Annotated in this window: 22 protein-coding genes; 13 read left to right on the plus strand and 9 right to left on the minus strand. The window is 47.0% G+C overall.

The genetic code is table 11. The features are described 5' to 3' along the window. Nucleotides 1-29 precede the first annotated feature (29 nt). The 3 genes from ccsB (at nt 30) to tilS (ending at nt 3555) form a co-directional block, all read left to right on the plus strand. Nucleotides 30-1106, plus strand: a complete 1077-nt coding sequence (ccsB, locus tag AC5JL3_RS34370) for a c-type cytochrome biogenesis protein CcsB (RefSeq protein WP_496078729.1) — start codon at nt 30-32, stop codon at nt 1104-1106. A gap of 119 nt (nt 1107-1225) precedes the next feature. Continuing rightward, nucleotides 1226-2362 (plus strand): KGK domain-containing protein, encoded by a 1137-nt coding sequence (locus AC5JL3_RS34375; protein ID WP_496078730.1) that lies wholly within the window; start codon nt 1226-1228, stop codon nt 2360-2362. A gap of 155 nt (nt 2363-2517) precedes the next feature. After that, nucleotides 2518-3555, plus strand: a complete 1038-nt coding sequence (gene tilS / locus AC5JL3_RS34380; protein WP_496078731.1) for a tRNA lysidine(34) synthetase TilS — start codon at nt 2518-2520, stop codon at nt 3553-3555. 70 nt (nt 3556-3625) lie between these two features. Here tilS and hmpF read toward each other — a convergent pair whose 3' ends face one another. Continuing rightward, nucleotides 3626-5389 carry a pilus motility taxis protein HmpF gene (gene hmpF, locus AC5JL3_RS34385; protein WP_496078732.1) on the minus strand — a complete coding sequence of 588 codons (1764 nt, stop codon included), beginning with the start codon at nt 5387-5389 and terminating at the stop codon, nt 3626-3628. Nucleotides 5390-6365: 976 nt separating this feature from the next. On the opposite strand from hmpF, the gene AC5JL3_RS34390 reads away from it, so the two are divergent. The 8 genes from AC5JL3_RS34390 to plsY all read left to right on the plus strand — a co-directional run bounded on the left by AC5JL3_RS34390 (nt 6366) and on the right by plsY (nt 15590). Further along, entirely contained in the window at nt 6366-7670 is a 1305-nt protein-coding gene (locus tag AC5JL3_RS34390) for a response regulator (protein WP_192220190.1), read from the plus strand. 194 nt (nt 7671-7864) lie between these two features. Continuing rightward, nucleotides 7865-8230, plus strand: coding sequence for a response regulator transcription factor (locus AC5JL3_RS34395; protein ID WP_192220189.1), 366 nt, complete (start codon nt 7865-7867; stop codon nt 8228-8230). Nucleotides 8231-8260: 30 nt separating this feature from the next. Further along, nucleotides 8261-8791, plus strand: a complete 531-nt coding sequence (locus AC5JL3_RS34400) for a chemotaxis protein CheW (protein WP_496078733.1) — start codon at nt 8261-8263, stop codon at nt 8789-8791. A 96-nt stretch (nt 8792-8887) separates the two neighbouring features. Then, entirely contained in the window at nt 8888-11896 is a 3009-nt protein-coding gene (locus AC5JL3_RS34405) for a methyl-accepting chemotaxis protein (RefSeq protein ID WP_496078734.1), read from the plus strand. 59 nt (nt 11897-11955) lie between these two features. Further along, on the plus strand, nt 11956-12753 hold the full coding sequence (locus AC5JL3_RS34410; RefSeq protein WP_496078735.1) for an MlaE family lipid ABC transporter permease subunit: 798 nt from the start codon (nt 11956-11958) through the stop codon (nt 12751-12753). 199 nt (nt 12754-12952) lie between these two features. Continuing rightward, complete coding sequence (locus AC5JL3_RS34415; RefSeq protein ID WP_496078736.1) at nt 12953-13363, plus strand: DUF3119 family protein; 411 nt, start codon at nt 12953-12955, stop codon at nt 13361-13363. A gap of 59 nt (nt 13364-13422) precedes the next feature. Beyond that, complete coding sequence (locus AC5JL3_RS34420; protein WP_496078737.1) at nt 13423-14739, plus strand: DUF3086 domain-containing protein; 1317 nt, start codon at nt 13423-13425, stop codon at nt 14737-14739. Nucleotides 14740-14930: 191 nt separating this feature from the next. Next, on the plus strand, nt 14931-15590 hold the full coding sequence (plsY, locus tag AC5JL3_RS34425) for a glycerol-3-phosphate 1-O-acyltransferase PlsY (protein WP_496078738.1): 660 nt from the start codon (nt 14931-14933) through the stop codon (nt 15588-15590). On the opposite strand, the gene AC5JL3_RS34430 is transcribed toward plsY, so the two are convergent. Further along, a complete protein-coding gene (locus AC5JL3_RS34430; RefSeq protein ID WP_496078739.1) occupies nt 15587-16186 on the minus strand; it encodes an HPP family protein in 600 nt (199 codons plus the stop codon). The two genes, plsY and AC5JL3_RS34430, sit on opposite strands and share 4 nt — an antisense overlap. Before the next feature lie 143 nt (nt 16187-16329). Here AC5JL3_RS34430 and AC5JL3_RS34435 point away from each other — a divergent pair, with 143 nt between their 5' ends. After that, nucleotides 16330-17082 carry a Crp/Fnr family transcriptional regulator gene (locus AC5JL3_RS34435; protein WP_496078740.1) on the plus strand — a complete coding sequence of 251 codons (753 nt, stop codon included), beginning with the start codon at nt 16330-16332 and terminating at the stop codon, nt 17080-17082. Between the two features lie 38 nt (nt 17083-17120). Here the strand turns inward: AC5JL3_RS34435 and AC5JL3_RS34440 are convergent, their stop codons facing one another. From AC5JL3_RS34440 to AC5JL3_RS34470, 7 genes are all read right to left on the minus strand, one after another. Further along, nucleotides 17121-17456, minus strand: a complete 336-nt coding sequence (locus tag AC5JL3_RS34440; RefSeq protein WP_496078741.1) for a cupin domain-containing protein — start codon at nt 17454-17456, stop codon at nt 17121-17123. A gap of 14 nt (nt 17457-17470) precedes the next feature. Further along, nucleotides 17471-18271 carry an SAM-dependent methyltransferase gene (locus tag AC5JL3_RS34445; RefSeq protein ID WP_496078742.1) on the minus strand — a complete coding sequence of 267 codons (801 nt, stop codon included), beginning with the start codon at nt 18269-18271 and terminating at the stop codon, nt 17471-17473. Nucleotides 18272-18372: 101 nt separating this feature from the next. After that, nucleotides 18373-19161: a pyrroline-5-carboxylate reductase gene (gene proC / locus AC5JL3_RS34450; protein ID WP_496078758.1), complete on the minus strand. Its 789-nt coding sequence runs from the start codon at nt 19159-19161 to the stop codon at nt 18373-18375. A gap of 107 nt (nt 19162-19268) precedes the next feature. Next, nucleotides 19269-19865 carry a cell division protein SepF gene (locus AC5JL3_RS34455; protein ID WP_496078743.1) on the minus strand — a complete coding sequence of 199 codons (597 nt, stop codon included), beginning with the start codon at nt 19863-19865 and terminating at the stop codon, nt 19269-19271. A 515-nt stretch (nt 19866-20380) separates the two neighbouring features. After that, nucleotides 20381-21052, minus strand: coding sequence for a YggS family pyridoxal phosphate-dependent enzyme (locus AC5JL3_RS34460; protein WP_496078744.1), 672 nt, complete (start codon nt 21050-21052; stop codon nt 20381-20383). 55 nt (nt 21053-21107) lie between these two features. Continuing rightward, entirely contained in the window at nt 21108-21377 is a 270-nt protein-coding gene (pipX, locus tag AC5JL3_RS34465; RefSeq protein ID WP_496078745.1) for a transcriptional coactivator PipX, read from the minus strand. Between the two features lie 250 nt (nt 21378-21627). Further along, nucleotides 21628-23076 carry an anthranilate synthase component I gene (locus AC5JL3_RS34470; protein ID WP_496078746.1) on the minus strand — a complete coding sequence of 483 codons (1449 nt, stop codon included), beginning with the start codon at nt 23074-23076 and terminating at the stop codon, nt 21628-21630. Nucleotides 23077-23227: 151 nt separating this feature from the next. Between AC5JL3_RS34470 and AC5JL3_RS34475 the strand changes: the two genes are divergently transcribed. Continuing rightward, nucleotides 23228-25543: a tetratricopeptide repeat protein gene (locus AC5JL3_RS34475; protein ID WP_496078747.1), complete on the plus strand. Its 2316-nt coding sequence runs from the start codon at nt 23228-23230 to the stop codon at nt 25541-25543. The last annotated feature ends 82 nt before the right edge of the window (nt 25544-25625 follow it).

Raw genomic sequence — 25625 nt, forward strand, 5'->3', positions numbered from 1 at the left:
CTTAAATAATTGGTTAGAGGGAATACTTTATGGATCTGGTTGCACTCCAGAACGGATTGGACAATATTTCCTTCTTCGTCCTCTTCGTGACAATGTTGATGTACTGGGTAGGAGCGGCTTTTGGGAGCATTCCTTATCTATCAGCATTATCAACAGCGGGCATGGCGATCGCAAATCTGTGTATTGCCGCTTTGCTCGGAGCAAGATGGCTAGAGGCAGGGTACTTTCCCTTGAGTAACCTCTATGAATCCCTCTTTTTCCTTACCTGGGGGATTACAACCGTTCATCTCATCGCCGAAAACATGAGCCGTAGTCGCTTAGTAGGTGTTGCAACAGCTCCTGTTGCTATGGCGATTACAGCGTTTGCCGCGTTGACGCTGCCATCAGAAATGCAGCACTCAGAACCTTTGGTACCCGCGTTGAAGTCCAACTGGTTGATGATGCACGTCAGTGTCATGATGCTCAGTTATGCCGCGCTGATGGTAGGTTCACTTTTGGCGATCGCTTTTTTAGTCGTCACTCGTGGACAAAATATCGAGCTACGTGGTAGTTCCGTTGGCACGGGTGGATATCGTAGCAAAGATGATGCCACGGCTCAGCCCTACTACCGACTGCAACGCAACGGCGATAACCAAAAACCTCAGCCACAACCCACTTCTAATACGTCCACAGCTATTGGAAGTGTTGCCCAGAACAACGGTGCTGGAAATATAGCCGTTCTGAACCTCGTTACGACTCCTGCCTCATCTGTATTAGGAGCGATACCAATTCTCTCTCCACAACGCCTCAGCCTTGCTGATACTCTCGACAATATTAGCTATCGCGTTATTGGACTGGGATTTCCCCTGCTTACAATCGGGATTATTGCAGGTGCTGTTTGGGCAAATGAGGCTTGGGGTTCCTACTGGAGTTGGGACCCAAAAGAAACTTGGGCATTGATTACTTGGCTGGTTTTTGCTGCCTACCTTCACGCCCGTATTACCCGTGGCTGGCAAGGAAGGCGACCAGCAATTTTAGCAGCAACAGGGTTTGTAGTCGTCTGGATTTGCTATCTTGGTGTGAATCTGCTGGGTAAAGGATTACATTCCTACGGCTGGTTCTTCTAAGCGTTTACGTCCTCTGGACAGCGAATCGAAAGCACATTTGCCTACAGATGCCAGCTGTTAACCCAAACTGACTACGACTTGCAAAAAAAAACAGATAAAGTTATTCGGGGAAAATCGGCGTGGATAATCGATTCGAGCCACTTGTTACTGGCGAAGTTCTATCCGTTGATGAATCGGCTCAATTTTTGATTGGGCACCGCACGTTCAGAGTTGGCGAAATTTCAGAAGCCATCAGGATGCAGCTTGAATATGGCATCAGTGGCTGGAGTGAACAAAAAAATGCCTGGTTTAGTGAAGATGGTATTCCCTGCGAAGTCTTAAGGTTTACGGCAAACGGCTGGCAAAAAGGCAAGGTAAGAATCAACCTTGAATTTTGCCCACAAGACTTTGAGGATGACCAGCAAGATATCTCAGCAAACCTTGACTATGAGTCATCTACAGCAGCACCAGTAGATAGCGAGGATGACCTAGACTTGGGAGTCGATCTGGGAGAGCCTGCCTTCACTATGGAAGAAGGGCTAAACCTGACACCGCCCGATCCTAGTCCAGTGGCTGAACTAGATCTGGAAGTGGCACCTCCCCTAATCGTGCAAGAGGAGGTCATCCTGGTAATGCCACCTGTCAACACGATGGATGACCTAGAACTGGATATAGAAGAATCTCCACTTGTTATGGAGGAGCTTGTTATGGAGGAGCTAGACCAAGTCGCCCCACCAACAAGCATGGAGCCTGAGTTTGACCTAGAGATACCAGATACAGGTGATGAAGCTCCGAGCGTCACTTATTCCGAGACGGTAATAGAAGTCTCAACGTTCAGCCCTGAAGACGAACTTGCTATTGCCCAGATGTCCACTAGCCTAGACGACGAGTTTGACCTAGGAGAGATATCTGAGAGTATTGAGCAAGAGTTGGAGCTTGTCGAGCCACCCGTGGCAAGTGACGACGAGTTGCTAGATTTGGGAGCAATGGATCTAGGCGACGATGACATTGATTTTGGCGAAATGCCTGTAAATAGCAACAATGACCTAGATGACCTAGACTTTGGTGAAACCTCTGCTAGCACTGCTGAATTCTCTGTAAACAGCAATAATGACCTAGATGACCTAGATTTTGGTGAAACCTCTGCTGGTAGTGATGATGAGTTTGAGTTCGGTGACTTTTCCTTGAGCAATGAGTCAGACGACAACGGAACTGATTCATTACTGGATGATGTTTGGCAAGACATGAATCAGGCGAGTTGGCAGAACAATCAGTAAGCTGATGTGCATTTAAATGGCATATTGAACAAGAAGAACGCAGAAGTTCAGGAGCAGGACTTACGCACAGGTTCTAGATATGGCGGATGCTTTGCAAAGTCTTGACTTTCAGACCATTCTCCCCCCCCTATCAATTAGTCGCTTCTTGTTCAACAATGTCTAATCGTCCCAACTGGACACCTCTCCATGCCCAGTTACATCAAACGCTGCGGCAACGGCAACTGCTGCCGCAGCACCAGCCGGTTTTAGTGGCGGTATCCGGGGGACAAGATTCTCTGTGCCTAATGAAGCTGCTGCTGGATTTGCAACCGAAATGGGGATGGGAAATTGCGATCGCCCATTGTGATCACCGTTGGCTAGCCGATGACGGAATTGCTGCTCATGTTCAGCACGTTGCTGACACTTGGGTGCTTCCCTTTTATCTCCAAACCGCTTCAGAGGTGACTACAAGCGAGGCAGCAGCACGGCGGTGGCGCTATCAAGCCCTAATTGAGGTTGCTCAAGCTCACGGCTACCAGAACGTTGTTACAGGTCACACAAAAAGCGATCGCGCAGAAACTGTCCTCTACAATCTAATCCGTGGTGCAGGTGCGGATGGCTTACAATCCCTGACTTGGAAACGTCCACTTGCTGAAGGACTACAGCTAGTACGTCCCCTTTTGGAAATCACCCGCACACAGACATTCCAGTTCTGCCAACAGCAGCATCTACCAATTTGGGAAGATGCCTACAATCAAGACCTGAAATTTGCTCGGACGCGCATTCGGCAAGAGCTACTGCCCTATTTACAAACCCACTTCAATCCACAGGTTGAAACAGCTTTAGCCCAAACCGCTGAACTGCTCCGAGCGGATGTTGAATATCTCGAAACTGCCGCCCATCAGCTAAGAGAGCAAGCGATGATAGCTGTTGACGGGGAAGAACAAGTCACTAAACCAGGAGGAGTAGACAATGGCTGTACTCCCCCTCGGTTAAACCGCCTAGTCTTGCGTCATGCCTCCCTTGCCCTACAACGTCGTGTTATCCGGCAGTTTCTCACTCTCGTCCAACAGGCGGCTCCCACCTTTGAGCAAATCGAAGAAATGACCGCTTTAATCACCGCCCCAAACCGTTCTCGCACCTCGTCGTTTCCTACAGGTGCAACAGGCGTTGTAGAAGACAACTGGATTACCTTTGAGCAATCTCAAAAGTAGCTTAGAGAGTATTTGAGCATTACTCGCCAACTCTCCAACAAACAACCAATAACCAACAACCAACCACTAATCAAGACGCTGCAAACTCAGGTGAGAGTAACAAACTATTGATGGTTTGCCGCATTTGGGCGATCGCTTGAAGTTGATAGTCACCTGTTTCCTGAATTTGATTGAGAGCGTCTGCGATCGCTTCTAACCTCTGCCGGATTTCATTAAGACCATCCTGCCTCGGTTGTAGTGTCTCCTGATAAAGACTCACCCGACCAAACAGTTGAGCCGCCGATTCCTTTATTAACTGCCAGTCCTGCTCCAAACTTTCTAGCTGAGCCAATGTTGACTCCTGTTCGCCAGATTGATGACGAATCATTCCTTCAGCTTGGCTGATAGTAATCCGCATCTGCTCGATCTGACTTTCCAGTTTTCGCAGTTCCTCTTCCTGTTGTTGCCTTTGTGCCTCTAGCTGGCTTAAAACTGGCCCTAAGTCAATTTTCTGGTTATCTGGGCTATTACTTTCAGCCACACCTTGGCGACGCCGCAACACCCGCATGTGCTGATTCAGAATCTCTTCTCTCTCTCGTAAGTTACGGCGTGAACCTACCAGCGATTCATCAAGCATCTGATAGCGGTCTTGCTCTTCCGCAAGCTCCGTTTCCAGCGTCATGCGATCATACTCGCTGGCACCGCCCATCTTATCTTGCACTTCTTCAACCGATTGGCGCTGGAATGTGAGTTCTTCCTCCTGGTCGTTAACAAAGCGCTTGACCTTGTCCAAATCCTGCTGCAAGCCCTGTACAATGTCTGAAAGTTGACCCAGAGGCATCATTTCCAGAGCTTCAAGATCAATCTTCTGGCTAATCTTGACATCAGCCGAACTTGTTGCTAATCGAGTAAGCTCCTGGTGTAAATCATTTTGGGTCTGTAGCTGGAGCCTCAGCATATGCGCTGCTTCTTGCTTGATCTGGAGCGCATTCCGCTGCACCTTCAACTCTCCATTGGCTTGCTCAAGAGAGGTCTGAGCTTCGTGCAACTCCCGCTTGCGATTTTGGATTTCCTCGCCCTTGCGGTCAACCTCAGCCTGTAGCCCAAAGGCTTCAGCTTGTTGCTGCTCCAACTGCTGCCAGTAAGTATCCAGCATTGACTGCTGATTGTTAACCACTTCAAAGGCAAGATTTAGTTGTTCCCGCACTGACTCTGTAGGAGCAACGGCTCCTGAGAGACGCTCTAACGATTCCTGAATCGCACTAGCTTGGTTCTCATCTAAGCCAGCAGAATACTGCACCTCTGCTTGTTGCTCCTCCAAGCGTCGCTGCTCACCCCGCAGATGTTCCCATGCTCCCTCTAACTCCTGGCGGCTGCGCTCAAACTCTTCTCTGAATCTTGATGTTTCCTCATTAGCACTCTCTAGTTCTCTTCGTTGTTGCTCTAGCCGCTCAAAGTCTTCCTCCATCGCTTGCATCTGTTCAAGCCGGGATTCCATCTCCATCTCACGACGATTAAGCTCTTGACTTTGATAAGTTAGAGACTGCTTCCACTGTTCAATTTCTTCTTCCTGGTTCTTTGATTTTTCCAGCAAACGCGAGAAATTTTGCAGCATCGTCACCAACCGTCCCCCTGCTGGCTCAATTTCTCCCTGGAGTTGTCGATTTCCTCCCAGGTTGACAATTACCAGAGTGCCACTGTTCATGTTGTTGGCTTCGTCAGCAGGAATTACTTCGTCCCCTGTCACAGCACTCCAACTCTGGTCACTCCGCTGACAAGCCAGCAGTTTGAGTTCGGCTTTCCCGCCACCAAAAACTCCACCTTTCTGCTTTTGTACTTCCGCTAGATACAGCACGCTGATGGTCCTCTTTTCTTGTCTTGTGCCCAATTCTTGACCAAACCAACAATTATCCAGAGTTTAGTTAGTCTATTTACACCCAGTTTAGGAAGACCACATTGCCAAAACAAGAAAGCAATTTCATTTTTATTGAGCAACTCTCCGTCCACGACTGTACAGTTATTACAAATAACGTTAATTTATTACAAATTTATACGTTTTTTACGGATATGTGTGTTTCCTTTGGCTGCGCTCTATTAAATTACAGCAACTAGCCTGTATAGAGGCAGCGTACTTCCATAACGAGCATCCCTTAGAAAACAAAAGCCATACCCTTATCCTGGCATAGGCTCTATACCGTTCATCCTAACCTGTTCATCCTTAGTTTAGGAAAAAAGTATCCCTACGATGCACGACTTATAAAGCAAAGTTCCGTGCTGTTAGCTTAAAAAGCTAAAAAACAATGATTGAGAAAAGCAACGCCAGAACAAAATGGGCTTTATCCGCAACGTCAAATCTTAAATTAGACTAAATGTATTGGAATTTAGGTGTTTAGTGTCTCAACTAGAGTACTCGGTAACCTTTGCTTGACTCTAAAGCCAAGTTTAGCATTGCTCAGTTTGATCACAGCGATAGAAAAATAGCTTTGTCGCTCTGGAGTGGCTGAACATTAAAGGAAGCAATTCGCGAGGTCAAGACTTAGCTCCAGCTTGCTCCCTAGTGTCTCCTATCATGGGCATGAAGACTCAGTGCAATTAGATCAATATGGTCATGATTGAGCAATAATGTTGGCTTTAAGACACAGCTTACCTATGAGTACATCTCTCACTAGACGCCTCAGACGTATCTTCCCTCTTGTAGTAGCAGTGGCATAAAGTTCCAAAAGCTGTAAATAACTCTTTTCATTAGTCCCCATGTACAAGCATCCTTAAAGAAGATAAACAGAACGATTCTCAGATTAATCAAAAGGTTTTTAGGAGCACATTTTCGTTAAATGCAGGGAACGTTAAATGAAATTGATATCCGCAGCATCCTGCAACTGATTGAGCTAGGTCAGCGAACAGGCGAGTTGTTGGTGGAAGCGTATAGCCCTCACGCTAGTCATACGAGTAGTGAGGCAAGCAGTAAGGGATTCGCCTTCACTCGCCCCTATCAGGAAGCCAAGCCTCTCAAAAGTGCTGGACCATTTTGGTTTGTCTTCTTCCACAATGGACAAATTGCCTATGCGGCTGATAGCGAGGGAAGTTTATCGCGTCTGCGTGACTATTTGCGTCGCTACAAAGCCACCACAGCTCTCGACGAGCTAGAACTCCCCTCAATCGCTTCGAGCAATGCGCCAGAATACGGCTATCTATGGGCACTACTGGAAAAGCGTGTTCTAACACCAGCACAGGGGCGCAGCATCATCGAAAGCATGGTGCGCGAAACACTTTTTGACCTGCTTAGCCTACACAACGGATATTTTATTTTTGAGGTGAGTCCAGCACTTGCCCCGCAACTGACGACATTAGAGATTGCCCCTCTAGTCACAAAGATTATGAAGCAGGTACAGGAGTGGAAGCAGTTTCATCCTCATATCCAGTCTCCCAATCAGTGCCCAACGATTTCAGACGAGGCTCATTTACGTGCAGCTTTGCCGGAAAAAGCGTTTAGAACATTGATTCAGTGGGCAGATGGGAAAACCTCTCTACGCCAACTTTCTCGCTATCTCAATCGTGACATTCTGACAGTGGCAAGGGCGATTTATCCTTATTTACAACGGGGATGGGTTCAACTCTTGGCATCAGCCGCCCAAGAGACACCATTAATCCGACGGGAATGGAAACGGGAGGCAACCCCCCATGTTCCTCGCGTTGTCTGTATTGATGATGATATGGCGATCGGCAAGACTGTAGAGTATATCTTGCAAGCCAAAGGCTATGAAGTAACAACGATTGTCAACTCTCTGCAAGCTCTGACACTGGTTTTCCAGATCAAACCAGACTTAATCCTGTGTGACCTCGCGATGCCTGAACTGGATGGATACGAAATTTGTGGAATGCTGCGAAAGTCCACAGCTTTTCGGCAAACTCCGATTATTATGCTAACAGGCAAAGATGGCTTTATTGACCGGGTTAGAGCCAGGATGGTAGGGTCAACAGATTACCTGACCAAGCCATTTGGAGAGAGTGAGCTATTGATGCTACTAGAGAAATATATTGGTCTAGGTGATCTAGAACGATACCAAGACGAAATTTCTGTAACTAATACGTTAGATGCGAGTCAAGAAACGGGTATGACTAAATCAGCCTCAGTATAAAATTTCCCAGCCATCTCCTGGTAACACTCTCACTTGTGGTTATCTCAAGCAGAAGGCAGGAACGCAAGATCTGGCAAATATGCTTAATGATTAAAGTAATGATCAGGGATACTTTAATCATTACCCGGTTTAAAAATGAGACCCAAGGTCGCAGTCGCTTTAATCCCGGTCACTGGTGAGTCATGTAGGGAGTTATGAGTACAGTTCTGGTTGTAGAAGACAGCCTTGCACAACGGCAAATGATCTCAGACCTCCTCAAAGGCAGTGGGTTGACAGTCACTGTCGCCAGTGATGGCGTCGAAGCCTTGGAGCAAATTCAGCGCTCTAGCCCTGATGTGGTGGTATTAGATATCGTCATGCCTCGAATGAATGGTTACGAGGTATGCCGCCGTCTTAAGGCTGACCCCAAAACCCAGCATGTGCCAGTAGTTATGTGTTCTTCAAAAGGTGAAGAATTTGACCGCTACTGGGGTATGAAACAAGGTGCAGATGCTTACATTGCCAAGCCCTTTCAGCCAACGGAGTTGATTGGAACGGTTAAACAGTTACTTAGGGGATAAAGATATCGCTATATCTAGGTATTTAAAGGAATGGTTGGTAATCCGGACTTTTTAACAGGTAGGGGTCAAGATCAAGCCCCAGAATTTCAGGAATTGGAAAGCCCTGAAGGAGAGCTTCACCTGCGGTTTTATGTCCCTTCTGGTAGTGAATTTGCTCTGCCAGCTACTGGTATTAGAGAAGTACTCTCAAAAGAGCCGGATCGAATCACAGCGATTCCTAATGCCTCGCCTTTACTGCTGGGAACGATAAATATTCGAGGGCGGGTGATATGGGTCTCGGATCTTGGTCAGTTTCTAGGAGATACAGCCGTTTTGAATACAGACAGACCAGAAATACCGATTATTGCTGTCGAAGATCAGGATACTATGCTTGGGTTAGCGATCGATCGGATTGTCGGCATGGACTGGCTTGATATTGATCAGGTGCAGATGCCGACAAATGTTCCAGACAGCATGGCACCTTTCTTGCGAGGTGAATGGGTGTTAGACAAAGAGTCTAATCAGTTTCTGCGACTTCTAGATCAGGTGGCAATTCTACGCTCAGCGCGGTGGGCAGCATGAAATTAAATTAAGGTAATAGGAAAAAGATTGCAAAAGGTAAAAGGTTCGCTTTTTACTTTTTATTACTTTTTCCTAACGACAAGCGGGAGGAGGCAAATGGCATCAGGTACGGATTACGCGCAGGAATACGGACAAGCAGAAAAAGCTTATATGCAGGGCAAATATCCAGAAGCCGCTGCAATTGTAGATCGATTGGTTCAAGATTTTCCGAATGACCCAAGTGTGCTTTTACTGCGTGGTCATATCTACTGCTATGGATTACAGCAATATGAGGTGGCACGGGAACAGTACGAGCAGGTGCTAAACCTGACTTCTGAACCCGATTTCATTAGTTATGCGAATAATGGTCTAGAATACGCCAATCAATTTAATAACGGTTCAGATTCAGCTGGTTTTGGCCTCTCAACAGAAACCGAGGATTTCGATGCTAGTTATAACGAACTTGGTGAAACTGATGATTTAGATAACAACACACCAACGTTTGAAAGCTGGCAAGAACCGGATACAGACGAAGATTTACAAGGTGATTTTGATCTAAGGAGTTTAGGTTTTGATGGAGAGGAAAGTGATGACTTTTCTTCAACGTCGGCTACACTCTTCGGCAATCCATTTGGTAGTTCAGTAGATGACTATGATGAGATAGACGAGACACCTAATACCGATAACGATGCCTTCGCCAGTCTTCAAGCTGACGATCCGTTTAGCTTTACAGCTGATTTAAGCGGTGAAGAGGATGAGTTTGAGACATTTGAAATTGGCACAAATGACTTCGACCTGGATGCCAACGCTTTCGGCACAAGCAATCTAGACGATAAAGACGAATACTTTTCGGACACCTCTCCAGAGGATACCGGGATGACATTTGTGATGCCTCCCGCAGGAGAGTTTGAGGAAACCGAAGGGTATGAAACTCTTTCTGAGCCATTTGACCCACAAGCTCCATTTGAAAGTGACTTATCGGATGAGCAACTAGAGACCTCTCTCTACGACGATTCTGGCATGGGTGACGTATACAACTCAAGCTATCCGGTGTTTGAGGACGAGACACTGTTGATGGGATCAGGAGGGCTTGAGGATACGTTAGCCTCTGCGAGAGAAGACCTTGACTATGTCAGTGACGATAGGACTGAACCGTTGGGATCGTTGCAAGCAAATGACTATCTTCAGGATGACCAGCCCTTTGACTCGACCTATGACCAAAATGGGTTCAGCTCTCAAGACCATTTTGACTTCGATACTTTTGACGAAGCATTTGGAACTGATTCCTTTGCCTTGGACGATGTTACCGCATCAGCTGACGAACCTATATCAGGAATTGAACCCCGTCAAGGTGCAAGAGAAGGCTTTCTAGATGAGTTTGATGTATTTGATGATGATTTAGGCTCAATCCCTGATTTCTCTCTTGGTGAGCAAGATGATATGCCGTCAGGGAGCGGGGATGAGCCTGATTTTGATGTGTTAAGCAATAGTGGGGCAGTCCTGGGATCATCTGCTGGGATGAGGCTGAGTGACAATGGTGATGAGGAAGCCTCCCGTCAAGGCTATCACGCGGCTGCTGGCGATGAAGAGATGTTTAGCATCAATAGCACCACCGAGCAAATCCCCATATTCAATCAAACCAAAGAAACCGACATTGAACCCGTCGTCAGTGTTGAGCAGGGTTGGCTTGCTCCGTTTGAAAATGCGTCTCTAGGTCAGAAACAATGGATTACCGCTTGTGCTGCTGGTGTTGTCTCGGCTGTGGTGGTTGCCCTTGTGAGCTGGACTGCACAAAGTACAGTGACTCAACAGCAACCCCGCTCAGTGATTAACCATTTGCAAAGGACGGGGCTGTTGACGACTCTTGCTGCTGGTCTTGCCAGCTTTGGTACGACTTTGCTTCTAACTCGCGTCACAACTCGGCAAATTAAGCGGGCAACTGACGACTTGCAAGCCCAATTTGATGCCGTATCTCAGGGGAATCTTAATGCTAGTGCCACAATTTACTCGGAGGATGAATTTGGTCAGTTGGCAACTGGTTTCAATCAGATGTCACGGGTAATCCTAACAACCACGAGTGAGGCGCAACGGAAGGCAGAAGAGCAAGAACAGGCAAAAGAAGACTTGCAGCGCCAAGTGATTCGCTTACTGGATGACGTTGAAGGGGCTGCACGAGGCGATTTAACCGTACAAGCGGAAGTGACTGCTGACGTTTTGGGCGCAGTGGCTGACTCGTTTAACCTGACGATTCAAAACCTGCGGGAAATTGTTCAACAAGTGAAACAAGCAGCGCGTCAGGTTACCAAGGGTTCTACTGATAGTGAATCGTTTGCCCGCAGTTTATCTTCTGATGCCTTACGGCAAGCAGAAGAATTGGCAGTGACGCTCAACTCAGTTCAGGTGATGACCGACTCGATTCAACGGGTGGCTGAGAGCGCACGAGAAGCGGAGGAAGTTGCCCGTTCTGCCTCAGCAACGGCGCTTAAAGGTGGTGAAGCTGTGGAACTCACAGTGGCAGGGATTTTACAAATTCGTGAGACGGTAGCAGAAACAACTCGTAAAGTCAAGCGTTTAGCAGAATCATCCCAGGAGATTTCCAAGATTGTTGCTTTAATTTCTCAGATTGCCTCCCGCACCAACTTACTCGCGCTTAATGCCAGTATTGAGGCGGCAAGAGCTGGGGAAGCGGGACGAGGATTTGCAATTGTTGCGGATGAGGTGCGACAGCTCGCGGATCGGGCGGCGAAGGCTCTGAAAGAAATTGAACAAATTGTGTTGCAAATCCAGAGTGAAACTGGCTCGGTGATGACGGCAATGGAGGAAGGCACCCAACAGGTTATTGAGGGTACGAAACGGGCTGAACAGGCAAAGCGATCGCTTGAAGACATCATTCAAGTATCCAATCGTATTGACGCTTTGGTTCGTTCGATTACCGCTGATACCGTAGAACAGACCGAAACATCCCGCGCTGTTGCCCAGGTAATGCAATCGGTGGAACTCACAGCCCAAGAAACCTCCCAGGAAGCTCAACGAGTATCTGGAGCCTTGGGTAACTTGGTCGGCGTTGCACGCGACCTCCTAACCTCGGTTGAACGCTTCCGTGTAGAATCCAATGATGTGAAATAGAGCAACTGGTTGCTGGTTATTAGCCAAACAACTAACAACCAACCACTAACAACTAGCTAATGAGTGGAACTACTCCTGTTACCGGATTAGGATTGTGGGGGCAGCGAGCGCTGTCAGCGCTGTTCTTGGGTGGGCAAGTGGTACTACATCTGCTGGGTGGGAGAATCCACAGACGTAACACCCTCGATCAAATGGCATTGGTTGGGCCGGCATCACTACTGATTGCGATGGTCACGGCTGGCTTTGTTGGTGCGGTGTTTACGATTCAGGTAGCGCGAGAATTCATTAATTTTGGTGCAACTACGGCTGTAGGAGGAGTTCTCGCACTTGCCCTAAGTCGCGAACTTGGGCCTGTTTTAACGGCTGTGGTTTTGGCAGGGCGCGTCGGCTCAGCGTTTGCGGCTGAAATTGGCACAATGCGAGTTACAGAGCAAATTGATGCTCTTTATATGCTCAAAACTGATCCAATTGATTATCTTGTGATTCCCCGCGTTCTGGCTTGCTGTGTGATGCTGCCGCTTTTAACAATTCTCTCAATCATCGTTGGCATGACTGGGGGAATGCTAGTGGCGACATCGCTCTATAGGATTCCTGAAAGCGTGTTTGTAGATTCTGCTCGTGACTTACTAGATGTCTGGGACTTGTGCAGTGCGGTAATCAAAGCGGTTGTTTTCGGAGTGTTAATTGCCGTGATTGGTTGTAGCTGGGGGTTAACGACTACGGGCGGTGCAAAAGGCGTTGGGCAATCGACAACTACGGCTGTTGTTACAGCTTTGTTGGTAATCTTCGTTACTAACTTCTTCTTGTCTTGGCTCATGTTTCAAGGGACTGGTAGTGCAGTATTGAGTATGAGCTAGCACAAAGCACTCAGCTATCAGCCATCAGCTTTTTTGTTTTCCTGAGTCTGACGCGCTAGTTTAACAGCCTCCAACTATACCTAACTAACTGAGACTGCTATAGATGCGTTCTAACTTTATTCCCAAATCGGCAGGGGGTAGAGACGCTTTAGAATGGAATGGTCTAGATGTGTGTTTATAATTACGGGATTTAAGCGAAGTGACTTCTGCTGCTTCTTCTACATCGACACAAATCATTGAGCTAACGCCCAGTTACAAACTGCCTTTAATCTTGATTATTGCTGCCTTGCCAGTGTTGCTCCTGCAAAAATGGATAGGTTTGGCGATCGCTTTAACAGCCTGTTCCATAATCGCGCTTTTGGGGCTGTTTCTGATGTTTCAGGCAGCAACAATCCGTCTAGTATTTACAGAGACAGCGTTGGATATCTATCGGTCTGATACACTGCTCCGGCGCTTCCCCTATCGAGACTGGCAAAACTGGCGAATCTTTTGGTCGAAAGTCCCGATTTTGTTTTACTTCAAAGAAGTCAAGAGCATTCACTTCCTCCCAGTTTTATTTGACCCGAAGATGCTACAAACTTGTCTAGAGCAACGCTGTCCCAGAATCTAAGTCCGTTACTAGACTTGCATCAGGTAGGGATTGGTTAGTCGTTAATTGTTAATTGTTAGATGAATTCAGACGAATCAAAAAACCACGAACAAGAGCATGAACAACAGCAATCGGTTGAGTCGTTCAATGAGCTAGAGCAACAACAACCAACAGTTAAGGCATCTGCTCAAGAGGAGCCGCGTCCCCCACTTCAATTGGGTATACAGCGACCCGATGATGGGGTAGTATCCACTGCCAAAGTGGGCAATGTAGAGGAATCAAGTACCTCATTAGATTTAAGGCTACCTGGAGATGAGCCGGAACCTGCGATCGCACAAATAGAAGTACCGGAAGAATCAGGGGATTTAGAGGAACGACCAATCTTAGCCACAATTGGGCAACCCATAGATAACAACCCGACAACTACTGACTTAGCTCAAACAGTTGCTGAGCTTGAGCGCAAAGAACGGGAGTTGAGACAGAAAATTTCTGTTCTACAAGAAACTCAAAGCCGCATCCTTGCCGATCAGTTGGCACAAACTCAAGCGGCTGTGGAACGAATGGTGCAAGAAGGATTAACTGAGCTAGAGCAGCGCAAGCAGGCGCTACAAATTTCCGTTGAGCAACTAGAACGTCGTCGGGAGCGCATTCGAGCAGAGATGCGAACCAGCTTTGCGGGTGTCTCTCAGGAACTAGCGATTCGAGTCCAAGGCTTTAAAGATTATTTGGTTGGTAGTTTACAAGACTTAGCCAGCGCTGCTGAGCAGTTGGATTTAGCCCCAGCGAATGAACCAGTAAGAGCAGCAGCGATAGAAGAATCGCGTGAACCGGAAAATGCTCCCTTACCCAAATTTGCTGAACAGGCGTTCCAAGATCAAACTAGACAGATTCGTAAAATCCTCGACCAATACCGGACGTTACCGGATTACTATGGTCCCCCTTGGCAACTGCGTCGGACGTTTGAGCCAGTTCATGCAGAACGAGTGTCTAATTGGTTTTTTACCCAAGGTGGACGTGGTGCGATTAAAACAATGGGTAGCCGCTTACAAAATATTTTGGTTGCCTCGGCAACTATTTCTGTTTTGCGTACACTCTATAGCGATCGCTTACGGACTCTGATCATTGCGAATACCCCTGAGCGATTAGGAGAGTGGCGCAGAGGATTGCAGGACTGCTTGGGTATCTCTAGAGCGGATTTTGGTCCAGAACGGGGTATAACTTTATTTGAAGAGCCTCCGGCATTGGTGCAAAAAGCTGACCGATTGCTGACACAAAAGCTCATACCATTGATTATTGTTGATGAAACAGAAGACGAAATTAGTCTCTCTATGCTGCAATTTCCCTTTTGGTTAGCTTTTGCTCCCGATCCTCAACAGATGTCTACCTACCAGTATTAAATTAGCTATTAGCGGTTAGTGAGGTTACTAGAGGAGTCGTTGAAAGGAGGAGTTCAGGATGCCGTTCAGATGAGGATTCTAACCCTACATGAACGGGAGCCAGTGAACTAAAGTTCAGTGAGGGATTGTACCCCTTACTTCCTATCGCTCACTTAGGCTAATCGCTAAAAACTAATTGAGGAGAGACGATAATGGTGCTTGAGTTGATATTGAGTGGCTTACTCTTACTGACTGCTTATTTACTAGGCTCAACCCCTACGGGTTATACAGTAGGGAGGTTACTCAAGGGGATTGATATTCGGGAGCAGGGGTCTGGCTCTACGGGTGCAACTAATGTTTTGCGGACACTAGGAAAGGGACCGGCGTTAGTGGTTTTACTCATTGATGCCTTGAAGGGAGTTGGCGCGATCGCTCTGGTAGATGCTTTCTATGCCTTGCCAATGACACAAGTCGTACCTTCTACCTGGAAACCTTGGTTAGTCGCTTTAGCTGCCTTTGCTGGCATATTAGGTCACAGTAAGTCAATTTGGCTGAACTTTACAGGCGGGAAATCTGTCGCTACGAGCTTGGGTGTTTTACTGGCGATGTCCTTGCCCGTGGGATTGGGAACGTTAGGCGTGTTTGCTGTTGTGCTTGCGCTGTCGCGAATTGTGTCTTTGGGTTCAATTACGGGTGCGATCGCTGTTTCTATATTGATGATTCTTTTCAAGCAACCACTACCGTATCAGCTATTTGCGATCGCGGCTGGCTCATACGTTATTTATCGACACCGCAGCAACATCCAGCGTATCCTTGCAGGTACAGAGCCTCAATTAGGTCAGCCCTTACCACAAGAAGCCAACAGCAATTAAAACCAATGTTTGGGATAGGGCTTACCTGAAACTAAATTATTGAAAATAATCGTGCAAAAAACAAGCACAAGCGATCCAGCCAAAATAGGAGTCCAAACAAAATCCCAGGATGCCTGACTGGTCACACCTAACAGAGCGATCGCTCCTCCCGGCGGATGCAGTGTTCTAGTTAACTGCATGAGCTTGATGGCAGTCGCTACTGCCAAAGCCATCACCCACGCTTCTGAACCAAAAAGCTGCACCAATGAAACGCAGGTGATCGCAGCAATACAGCTTCCCCCAATCACATTGCGCGGTTGAGCCATTGGACTATCAGGTACAGCAAATACCAGAACAGCCGTTGCACCAAACGGTGCCGCAATAAGCGGATAACCACTGTGAATCGTCAGATAGGTAAGCACCGCAATCCCTAAAAAACTGCCAAAATAAGACAGCAAGATTTGTTGATAGGAATCCCAGAACGGCTTAGCAGAAGCCTCCTTCAATATCCTGGACTTGACTTGAGTAATACTTTGTCGTCCTAAAGGCAAAAGCCCCCTAATTAGCTTAAACGTAAAAGATTTCTGGTATCCCGGCAATTTTCTTTTTCTTTGCATGGTCAGAACTAATTGCAGTACCAGATTCTATTAAACAATGTTAAAGGATTGAATGAATCGGGTGTTCTGTATTTTTTGATACAGATTTTCTATGGAAAAGATAGGTTCACAGGTTAAAAAGTAAATTTCTAAAGCCTAAATTTATGAAAGCAACTGTTGAGCAACTGGCATCGATTTCGGTGTTCACTCAGTTACAGCCAGAACAACTCGCGAACTTACAGCCCCACACTGTTGTTAAAACCTATCAAACCGATGAAATTGTCTCTCATGAGGGCGATCGCTTACCTCCCCGTCTTTATGCCCTAATTAACGGATTACTGAGAGTTTCTAAAACAGCAACCAGTGGTAAAGAAACCATTCTGCGGACGTTGACAGGTGGCGATATCTTTGCGGCTCCAGCCCTCTTTGGTAATGGCATTGCGCCTGCTACAGTGAGCGCTGAGAGTGAGGCTCAAGTGCTGATGGTTGATCGAGAAGCATTGCTGGCAGTGATTCAAGCGAATCCAGAAATCGCACTGAAGATGATGGCGGTATTTAACCAGCGTCTCCAACAGTTACATGAAATGGTACATGGGTTGGTTTCAGAACGAGCGATCATCCGGTTAGCGCGTTTCATCCAATATTCTGCCGGAGAACCAGGAACCCAAATCGGTGGGCAAGGAGCCTGTCTGCGCCTACAACTTTCCTATTATGAAATTGCTCGTAGCATTGGCATCACCTATGAGGAATGTGTGCGTCTGTTTAAGCAACTGCATTCTGTTGCTTCCTACAGTCGGGGTGGAAAAATTACCATACTCGACTGGGATGGGTTAGACGCGATCGCTCACGGAACGGTAGAACCCGATGCGATCAGCTTCGCTAGTGCTGTAGGCAATCGCGCAAGCCAGGAATCCTGATCAAACGCCTGTAGTTAATGGCAAAAAGCATTGAAAGGCTATGTTGCAGCCGAAAGGGTTAAGAGAAACGCCAGATTCGCTTCTGCCTTTAACGCATGGGGTGCATTGGCAGGCATAAAGACAAAAACACCAGGTTCCAAGTTTATGTCTTGTCCTTCCAGCGTCAGCGTTCCCTGTCCTTCAATCACCTGGACAACAGCGTTGCGAGTTGAGGTGTGTTCCGCGATATCAGTTCCGGCTGCCAGACAAAAGAGGGTGTATTGGCAATAGGGAACTTTCAGTAATACTTTGCTAAGTACCCCTGTTTCAGCATATTCAATTTTGTCTTTCAGTTGAATAACGAAAGATTGAGAATTCTGTACTGTTGTAGTCATCGTTCATCTCCTATTTATTTTCGCTCTGCACACAAAATGATGTAGCCTAATTCCCGTTCGTATTGCTTGAAGACACCCCGCATTGTCAGCAGCCGATCGCGTACTTTGGGCTGAGTCAGTACATTCCAGAAGAATTTGATTGCATCAATCAATCCTTCATCCTGAATAATTCGAGCCGGGTTGAGCAGTCCCATCGCTCCTGTTTGATGGTGTAAGACGTGTAAATTGGCTGCTTCACAAGCCGCAATCCACTTGGTTTCAGACAAGGGTGTAGAGTTCGCGCGAATCGCTGCTGCTAGGGCACGATGAATCTCTTCTTCCCGATCGTTTGCCAGCAACTCATGGGAGAGAAATTTGCCCCCAGGCTTGAGGCGATCGTGAATGCCTTGCAAAACTTTCGTTTTGCCTGGAATCGATTGCATTGTCAGAATTGCTTCTGCCAGCACGTAGTCAAATTGTCCTGGAATCTGCTCTAAATGGAAAATATCACCCTCAATCACCTGCACCTGCGATTCCAGTCCAGCAGCTTGAATATTGGCACGGGCACGGGCAACGCTCTCAGGATTTTTTTCTACTCCCACAACCCGAACACCATAACGCTTTGCCAGGGTGATCGCACTATAACCAAAGCTGGCAGCAAGCTCTAAAACTGTCTCTCCCGGTTTGAATGCAGCCCACTTAAAAACCTCTTCAGTTGCTGTTTTACCACCAGGTCGCAGAATTTTCTTCCCGGCTGCTGCCATCACCTGATGTCCAGTAGCTGTTTCAAGATTAATGGTTGAGCGGGTCATCGCTTTGCCTTCTAGTGCAGACATTTCTACTCTGCCAAATTGGAGACAAGAGATATATGAGCTACCTCATGAAACGCTAGCAACTTTCAATCGTTTGTCTCGCCACTAATCCCATGAGCAAAATGCTACTGCCCCAACTGCACTGATCTCGTTTTGGCGGCTAGCACAGCTTCAATGAGTGCTGAGCGAAAACCAGCACGCTCTAATTGACTAACTCCAGCAATTGTGGTACCACCAGGGCTAGTTACGCGGTCTTTGAGTTCCGCTGGGTGTAATTCTGATTGTTGTAACAACTGAGCTGTCCCTAGTACGGTAGAGAGGGCGAGCTTAGATGCGATCGCTCTTGGTAATCCCGCCGCTACACCGCCATCGGCGAGAGCTTCAATCATAATGGCGACATACGCGGGGCCTGAACCCGATAAACCCGTTACCGCATCCATCAAGGACTCTGGCACCTCTACCACTTCACCAACGGCTTGGAAAATCGCTGTTGCCTGTTCGACATGGTGGGGTGTGACTGTTTTACCGGATGCGATCGCTGTGATGCCCGCCCCTACCGTTGCTGGTGTATTGGGCATTGCTCGGATAACTGGCTGAGTGCCAAAAGCCGCTTCCAGTTGGCTCAACGATACACCCGCTAAGATTGAAACCACCACTGGCTGAGACTCTTGCCTTTGACTGACCTTCGCGTTACCTTCTAACAGTTCTGTTGTTACTGCCTCAAATATCTGAGGTTTAATTGCCAACAACAAAACATCCGATGCCGCCACCGTGGCTCGGTTATCTGATGTCACTTGGACACCATATTCTTGTACCAAAAATTCCCGTCGCTTGGCTTGTGGCTCACTCACCAAGACCTCGTCAGAGCGGTAAAGCTCCTGAGCGAGTAGGCGGGATAAAAGAGCTTCTCCCATCACCCCGCCACCAATCACGCCAAGCTTAATAGACACTCTTAGCACCCCTTGTTAAGAGAGTTTGGATTTTGGATTTCTAGACCCAATCTACAGTCTCAAGCTTGTTATTACTGTGCCATCCGCTCTTGTTCCGCTGCCCAAGCTGGGGCAGGCGCTGTTGGACGCTGAGTACGCATCTGTGGCGAAGAGACTTCGTTAACAACACCCGACTGAGTACTGACTTGAACACAGCTAGGTGTAAACAAGAAAATACTTTCGCCGATTCGCTCTTGATGACCATCGATCGCATAGGTACCGCCAGCAACAAAGTCTACAGCTCTTTGCGCTTGGTCTGGGTCCATAATCGTGAGGTTTAAAACTACTGACTTGCGCTCACGTAGTGCTTGAATCACTTGTGGCATTTCTTCAAAAGAACGCGGCTCAATTACCGCTACTTCTGAAAGACCATTGACAGCTCCAGGCATTCCAATCACATTATTCATCGAAGTGGTTCCTATTCCTGCATCTGCTCCTACAACTGTTCGCTCCCGAACGCGCCGCCGTTGTGGGCGGTCTTCCTCTGGTGGTGGTGCTTGAACTTGCTGTTCCTGCTGATAGAGATTTTGGTAAGAATCTCCATCCACATCATCGTACTCGTACCCATCGTATTCCACTGGTTCATTGAAACCAACGAAATCTCGTAACTTAGTAAAAAGGTTGTTCATTGTTCACTCTCCATCACAACTTTAGTTGTACGCTAAAAATCCAATTATTGATCGTCTTTGAGACTGTAGTGTTCAACAGATGTTTTTTTAGATTGAAAAGAACTGTAAATGGCTCTCTTACACTCTGCTAAGTAACAATTTCCACTACTGGAGACTCTCACAACTAAGTCTAAGACTATACAATACTCTCCTGAAAGCAGGTAGTCAAAAACACAGTGATAAACGCCCAGTAACGTTAAGAACGACAACACCCATCATAAAGTTGTGTTGGAAATATATTAGCCCATGCCTTGACAGAGGGGGAGAGGGGGGAGGCAATTCTATGTAGGTTCCGAATTAATGCTCTCAAGAATGGGGAGATAGGGAGATGGGGGAAAGAGAAATTACTACATTTGACCGCAACTTTGTATAAAAAATCTACCTTTGTGCAGTAGAGAGGGAAAATACTCTAACAACAGGTTTTTCAAATTGAGATTACCGAGTGGGAGCGTAAAGACAATCTTTCCAGGAAACCTTTAGGCTGTCCGTTCCCCAAAAACAATTCGCCCAAGACGCACCATCGTTGAACCAGCTTGCACAGCGAGAGGGTAATCTCCGGACATTCCCATTGAAAGCTCATCCATACAAAGATGTGAACAGTTTTGTTGCTTGATTTTATCCGCCAGTTTACGAGTGTCCTCAAATACTTGCAATGCCTCCTGTTGAGATAATCCGAGGGGGAGAATGGTCATTAAGCCTCGAATTTGTAGCGATTTATACGTGTCAAGTTCTGGTAGATCTGAGAGTAGTTCTGGGGCAGTCCAGCCATATTTATCAGGATCGGGCACAATCTTGACTTGGAGGCAGACTTTTGGTTGCAGGGAAAGCTCTTCAGCTAAGCGATCGAGACGCTGAGCTAGCTTCAGACTGTCACAAGAATGAATCCATTGGAATTGCTCTAAGGCTTTTTTAACTTTGTTGCTCTGGAGATGCCCAATGAAATGCCAGTTGAGGTCGGGTAAGTCACTGAGTTGGGCAAGTTTCACTTCTGCTTCTTGAGTGCGGCTTTCGCCAAAATCCCTGATTCCTGCCGCATAAGCTTCTCGCATAGCCTCCACTGATACCTGTTTGGTGACAGCAATCAGGCGAACGCTAGGCGGTAACTGTTGACGAATGTTAGCAATGCGTTCTGCAATTGAGCCAGTCATATCAAGTCGGATTAATTACTTCATTTATATAGGAAGTGAGCAAGCGGACTGAATATCATTGGAACGTTTGCTTATGGATATGCTGAAGCATCTCAAACTCCTGGGTTGAACCAGTGCGGCGGAGCATACGAAGGCGATTTTCTACTACAAGCCGAGCGTCTGAACGACCAATTGGTTCAAAGCTAATACCATCAGACCCAGTTGTCACCATAAAAAATAGGCGCTGGGCATAGAGGGTGGTGAACAATTCCTGGTTCTCTTCAACCATGCAAACTCGAAAAAGCAGACCAAACGTTGGGTGATTCAGATAGGTTTCGGTGTTCATCAACATCCCGACTAAAAATGCCCATCCCTAGTTGGGGGATTGGAATGAGTCAGCTAAATTGTAGGAGTACTGGCTCCGATTCAAGCTATGCAGATAATAGCTCGTTTCGGTATTTACGGAGAGTTAGGGTCTGCATTGATTAAGGATATCAGTATTATTACGAGACTTGGTACTGACTTTCTTTACCGAAGATACTCGGTAATCAAGCCTCCCCCTTTCTAGGGCGGAGAGTTGTCAAAAACGTAGAAGATTAACCCTGGGTGGATGTCAGCGCTGCCAACTGAGCCTGAGCTTTATGGAGAGACTCGTACCATTCTTGTTCTGGGTCACTGTCAGCGACAATTCCAGCTCCAACTTGACCCCAAACACTATTGAGTGCTGGGTGAGTTGAGCCTTGAGTAAAAATACTGGATTGTTCCCTGCCTCTGCCGACCAAGAGAGTGCGAATCAATATATTCAAATCTAAATTGCCGCGCTGGTCAAGATAACCGCAAGAGCCATAGAACAAGCTACGACGAACGGATTCGAGTTCTTCAATAATTTCCATGCAGCGAACTTTTGGGCAGCCCGTAATTGTACCACCGGGGAACAGGGCGCGAATTAGATCAACAGCATCACAATTCGCACGTAGGGTACCCGTGATATTACTGACGAGGTGCATCACATGACTGTAACGCTCAATGGTGAATAATTCATCAACTTCTACGGAACCCCACTCGCAGACTCGTCCTAGGTCATTACGCTCTAAATCTACGAGCATAATGTGTTCTGCTCTTTCTTTGACATTCGCTAATAGGTCTTGTGCTAGCTGCTGGTCAATTGCAGGTGTTGTGCTACGCGATCGCGTTCCTGCAATTGGTCGGGTTTGGGCGCTTCTTCCTTGTAGCTGTACCAGCCGTTCCGGAGAACAACTAATCACATCACCCCAAGGGGTTTGCCAAAAGCTGGCAAAGGGTGAAGGATTAATTTGTTGCAAAGCTCGATAAATTGCCCAACTTGAAGATTTGGTTGCGACTTCAAACCTTTGAGAAAGATTCGCCTGAAAAATATCACCAGCTTGGATGTACTTTTTTGCTTGTACAACAGCGGCTTCATAGTCAGCTTGGGAGGTGAGGAAGTGGGGGGTAGGGAATGGGGAATGGGGGATGGGGAATGGGGAATGGGGAATGGGAGATGATTGTTCGAGGCGTTTTTGTAGTTGGTCGAGTTCGGCTTCACTCGTAGCGGCTAACCACAAAGTTTGTTCAGAGTGATCGAGGACAGCAAAAGTGGCTGGTTCGTACCAGAAGGCAACGGGAAATGGTAAGGGATCAAGGTTCAGGCAAGGTAGCTGCTCAATTTCCCAAGCTAAGTCATAGCCTAGCCAACCTAACCAACCGCCAGTAAAGGGTAGGTGATGGGGTGCTGAGGTAAAATTCTCTCTCTCTGTTCTAGAAGCGAGTAAGCGGCGCAGGAAGGGTAAAATTTCCCCGACGGCTGGTGTCCACATCAGATGACGTCCCTGATAGGTTCGGGGCATCCCAGCACAGAGAGAATAACGAGAAGAAGGTGAAGGTTGATCTTGAGGCGTTGGGTAGGGACTTTCTAGCAGGGTGGCAATGGTATTTGTATTCCGAAACAGGTAGTCAAATACTTCGGAACCTGTGCGACTTTCTAAGGGTAGCGATCGCCAATGCCAGGGTTGTAAGTCAGTAGTCACTCGTCAGGTTTCAGGTGTCGGTACTCATTGGTCATTATCGCTCCATTGCCCGGTAGCTTCTGGACTCTACTCAACTGGAACCGTGGCTATCGAACCTGTGTCTAGGTCATGGTGTAGAGCATAAAGCAGATTATTGAGGCAGGTGATCGCTATGAGAAAATTGTTGTTCCGGGGTGGCACTCGTTGCTTAGGAACGTTTTTACTCGTTACTTTTTTTAGCCCAGCTATACTCGCTACTCCGGTACAACTAGCACAAGCCGTAACAATTGCTCAAAGTAGTTGTGATTCTCCAAGTATCCAACCTGCTGGGGCAAGGATTGACGAACTGGTAGTTAAGGCGAGAGAGTATACGAGTTCCCGGAATAGGGAGAAAGCTTTAGAAACGCTCAATCAAGCACTTGACCTGTTGCCATCCTTGAAGAACGTACAGACGAAAGCGGAATTGGTTCGGGATATTGTGATTACTCCCGATGGAGACACTAGTCTGTTAGAAAAGCTGGTAGCGCTGTATGTGGAAGCGGAACAAAAAGAGCAACTTTCTAGTGTCCTCGCCAAAGTACTACCCGTTGCCCAAAGCCTAAGCAGTGGTTATAGCTTTATCAAAACGAGTACCTTGAGTGCGATCGCATATCACTACGCCACGATTGGACAGCCGCAGAAAAGCCTCGAAATCTTACCTCAGTCCTTACAAGTTGTGAATTCTCTTCAGGGTGCTGAGTTTAAGCTGATTGCCTTGATAGAAATTGCCGAGACATATTTAGCAGCAGGGCAACGAGAACCCGTACCTGCAATTCTTGCTCAGTCACTCCAATTGGCTCAAGCGTTTGAGCATTCTAATCCCTCTCGCAAAGCTGAGGTCTTAGGACGGGTTGCGATCGCTTATGCTCAAGCTGGAGAGTATGATCAAGCCCTTGAAATTTCTAAAACGATTGAGAATGCACCCCTCTACAGAAGTAATGTCTTAGGAGCAATTGCCAGTCAATATGCCCAAAAAGGGCAGATGGAGCAAGCCCTTCAGCTTGTCCAAGGTTTGGATGCAGGTTATGCCAAAGCAAAGACTTTATCAGACATTGCTCTGAACTATCTCAAAGCTGGAGAGCAAGATAAAGCCTCTAATATATTTTCCCAAGCTGTGGAAACGGCTCGTCCTGTGGGAGAAACCTTGTTAGCAGAGATTATTACTCAATATGCTGCTGCTGGACAACTGGAAACAGCACTGAATACTGCCCAGACGATTAACAATCCTGAGAGTAAAGCGAAAGCCTTAAGCGCGATCGCACTTTTGTACACGAAAGCTGGGCAACAAACACAAGCGTCTCAAGTCCTATCTCAAGCCATCGAATCTGCTAAGGCAATGCCAGATGCTTACTTCCAAGCTAGGCTCTTGAAGGACATGATTGACAATTATGTCAAAGTGGGACGCTATGAGGATGCTTTCCAAATCGCCCAAGCTATTCAAGGAGATACCGTTGACATTGAGCTTAGTAAACCGTTTGTTTTGCAGGATATCATCACCAAGACGGTTGAGGCTGGACAAAACGAGCAAGCACTCCAGATAACGCAATTGCTTGATAAGAGCGATATTGGTTCGCGTAATGTTGCCTTGCAGCGAATTGCTCTTAGCTATGCCAAAGCACAGCAATTTGACAAAGCAATCCAGACTGCCCAAATGGTGGAAAACTATGGTTCTACCTACTTCTATCAACCAAGAACCTTAGCTGCGATCGCCAATGAGTTCCTAAAAAGGGGGCAAACGAACCGAGCAACTGAATTGTATACTCAAGCAATTCAAGTCGCTAATTCTTTAGAAACTCCTAGCAACAAAGCGGAAGCTCTCGCTGCTGTTGCCATTGAATATACTCTTTCTGGACAGCAAGACAAAGCTTCTGCCCTCTTATCTCAAGCGCTACAAGTCGCCCAAACCCAGGAGGACAATTCCTATATCTTACAGGCGATCGCTGACGAGTACATCAAGGCACAACAATACGATGTTGCTTTTAAAATTACCCAAGCGATGCGGGATAGCTATGAGAAAACCAATAAATTGCAGGAAATTGTTAGTAAATACCTGGAAACAGGACGATATGACGGTGCGCTTCAATTTATCAATATCTATGAAACACCTGCTGAAAAAGTGGGATTGCTGCTTGCGATCGCAAACAAATACATCCAAACTGGACAAACAACCAAAGCCACTGAAGTTTTAGCCCAAGCTTTTCAAATTGCTAAAACGATTGAGGGACCTGAGTCCAATATTTTGGTTTTCAGAGTGGAGACTGATAGCCAAGGTAACAGAATTAGCGCCACCGAAGTTGATGACCCTGCTGATAGAGGCAGTTTCCTAGAAGAAATAGCAGTTAAGTATGCTCAAGCAGGGCAGTACAACCAAGCACTTCAGGTTGCTCAATCATTAGAAAGCACGGCTACTCGTAATCAGTTAAACCAACGATTAGCTTGTTATCGGTAGTTGCATTACCCGCCAAGGGTTCAAACCCTTGGCTAATAGCGAAAGTCCTCGCTCAGAGGACTAAATATCTACAGGACAAGGA

The sequence above is a fragment of the Symplocastrum torsivum genome, assembly GCF_059505465.1.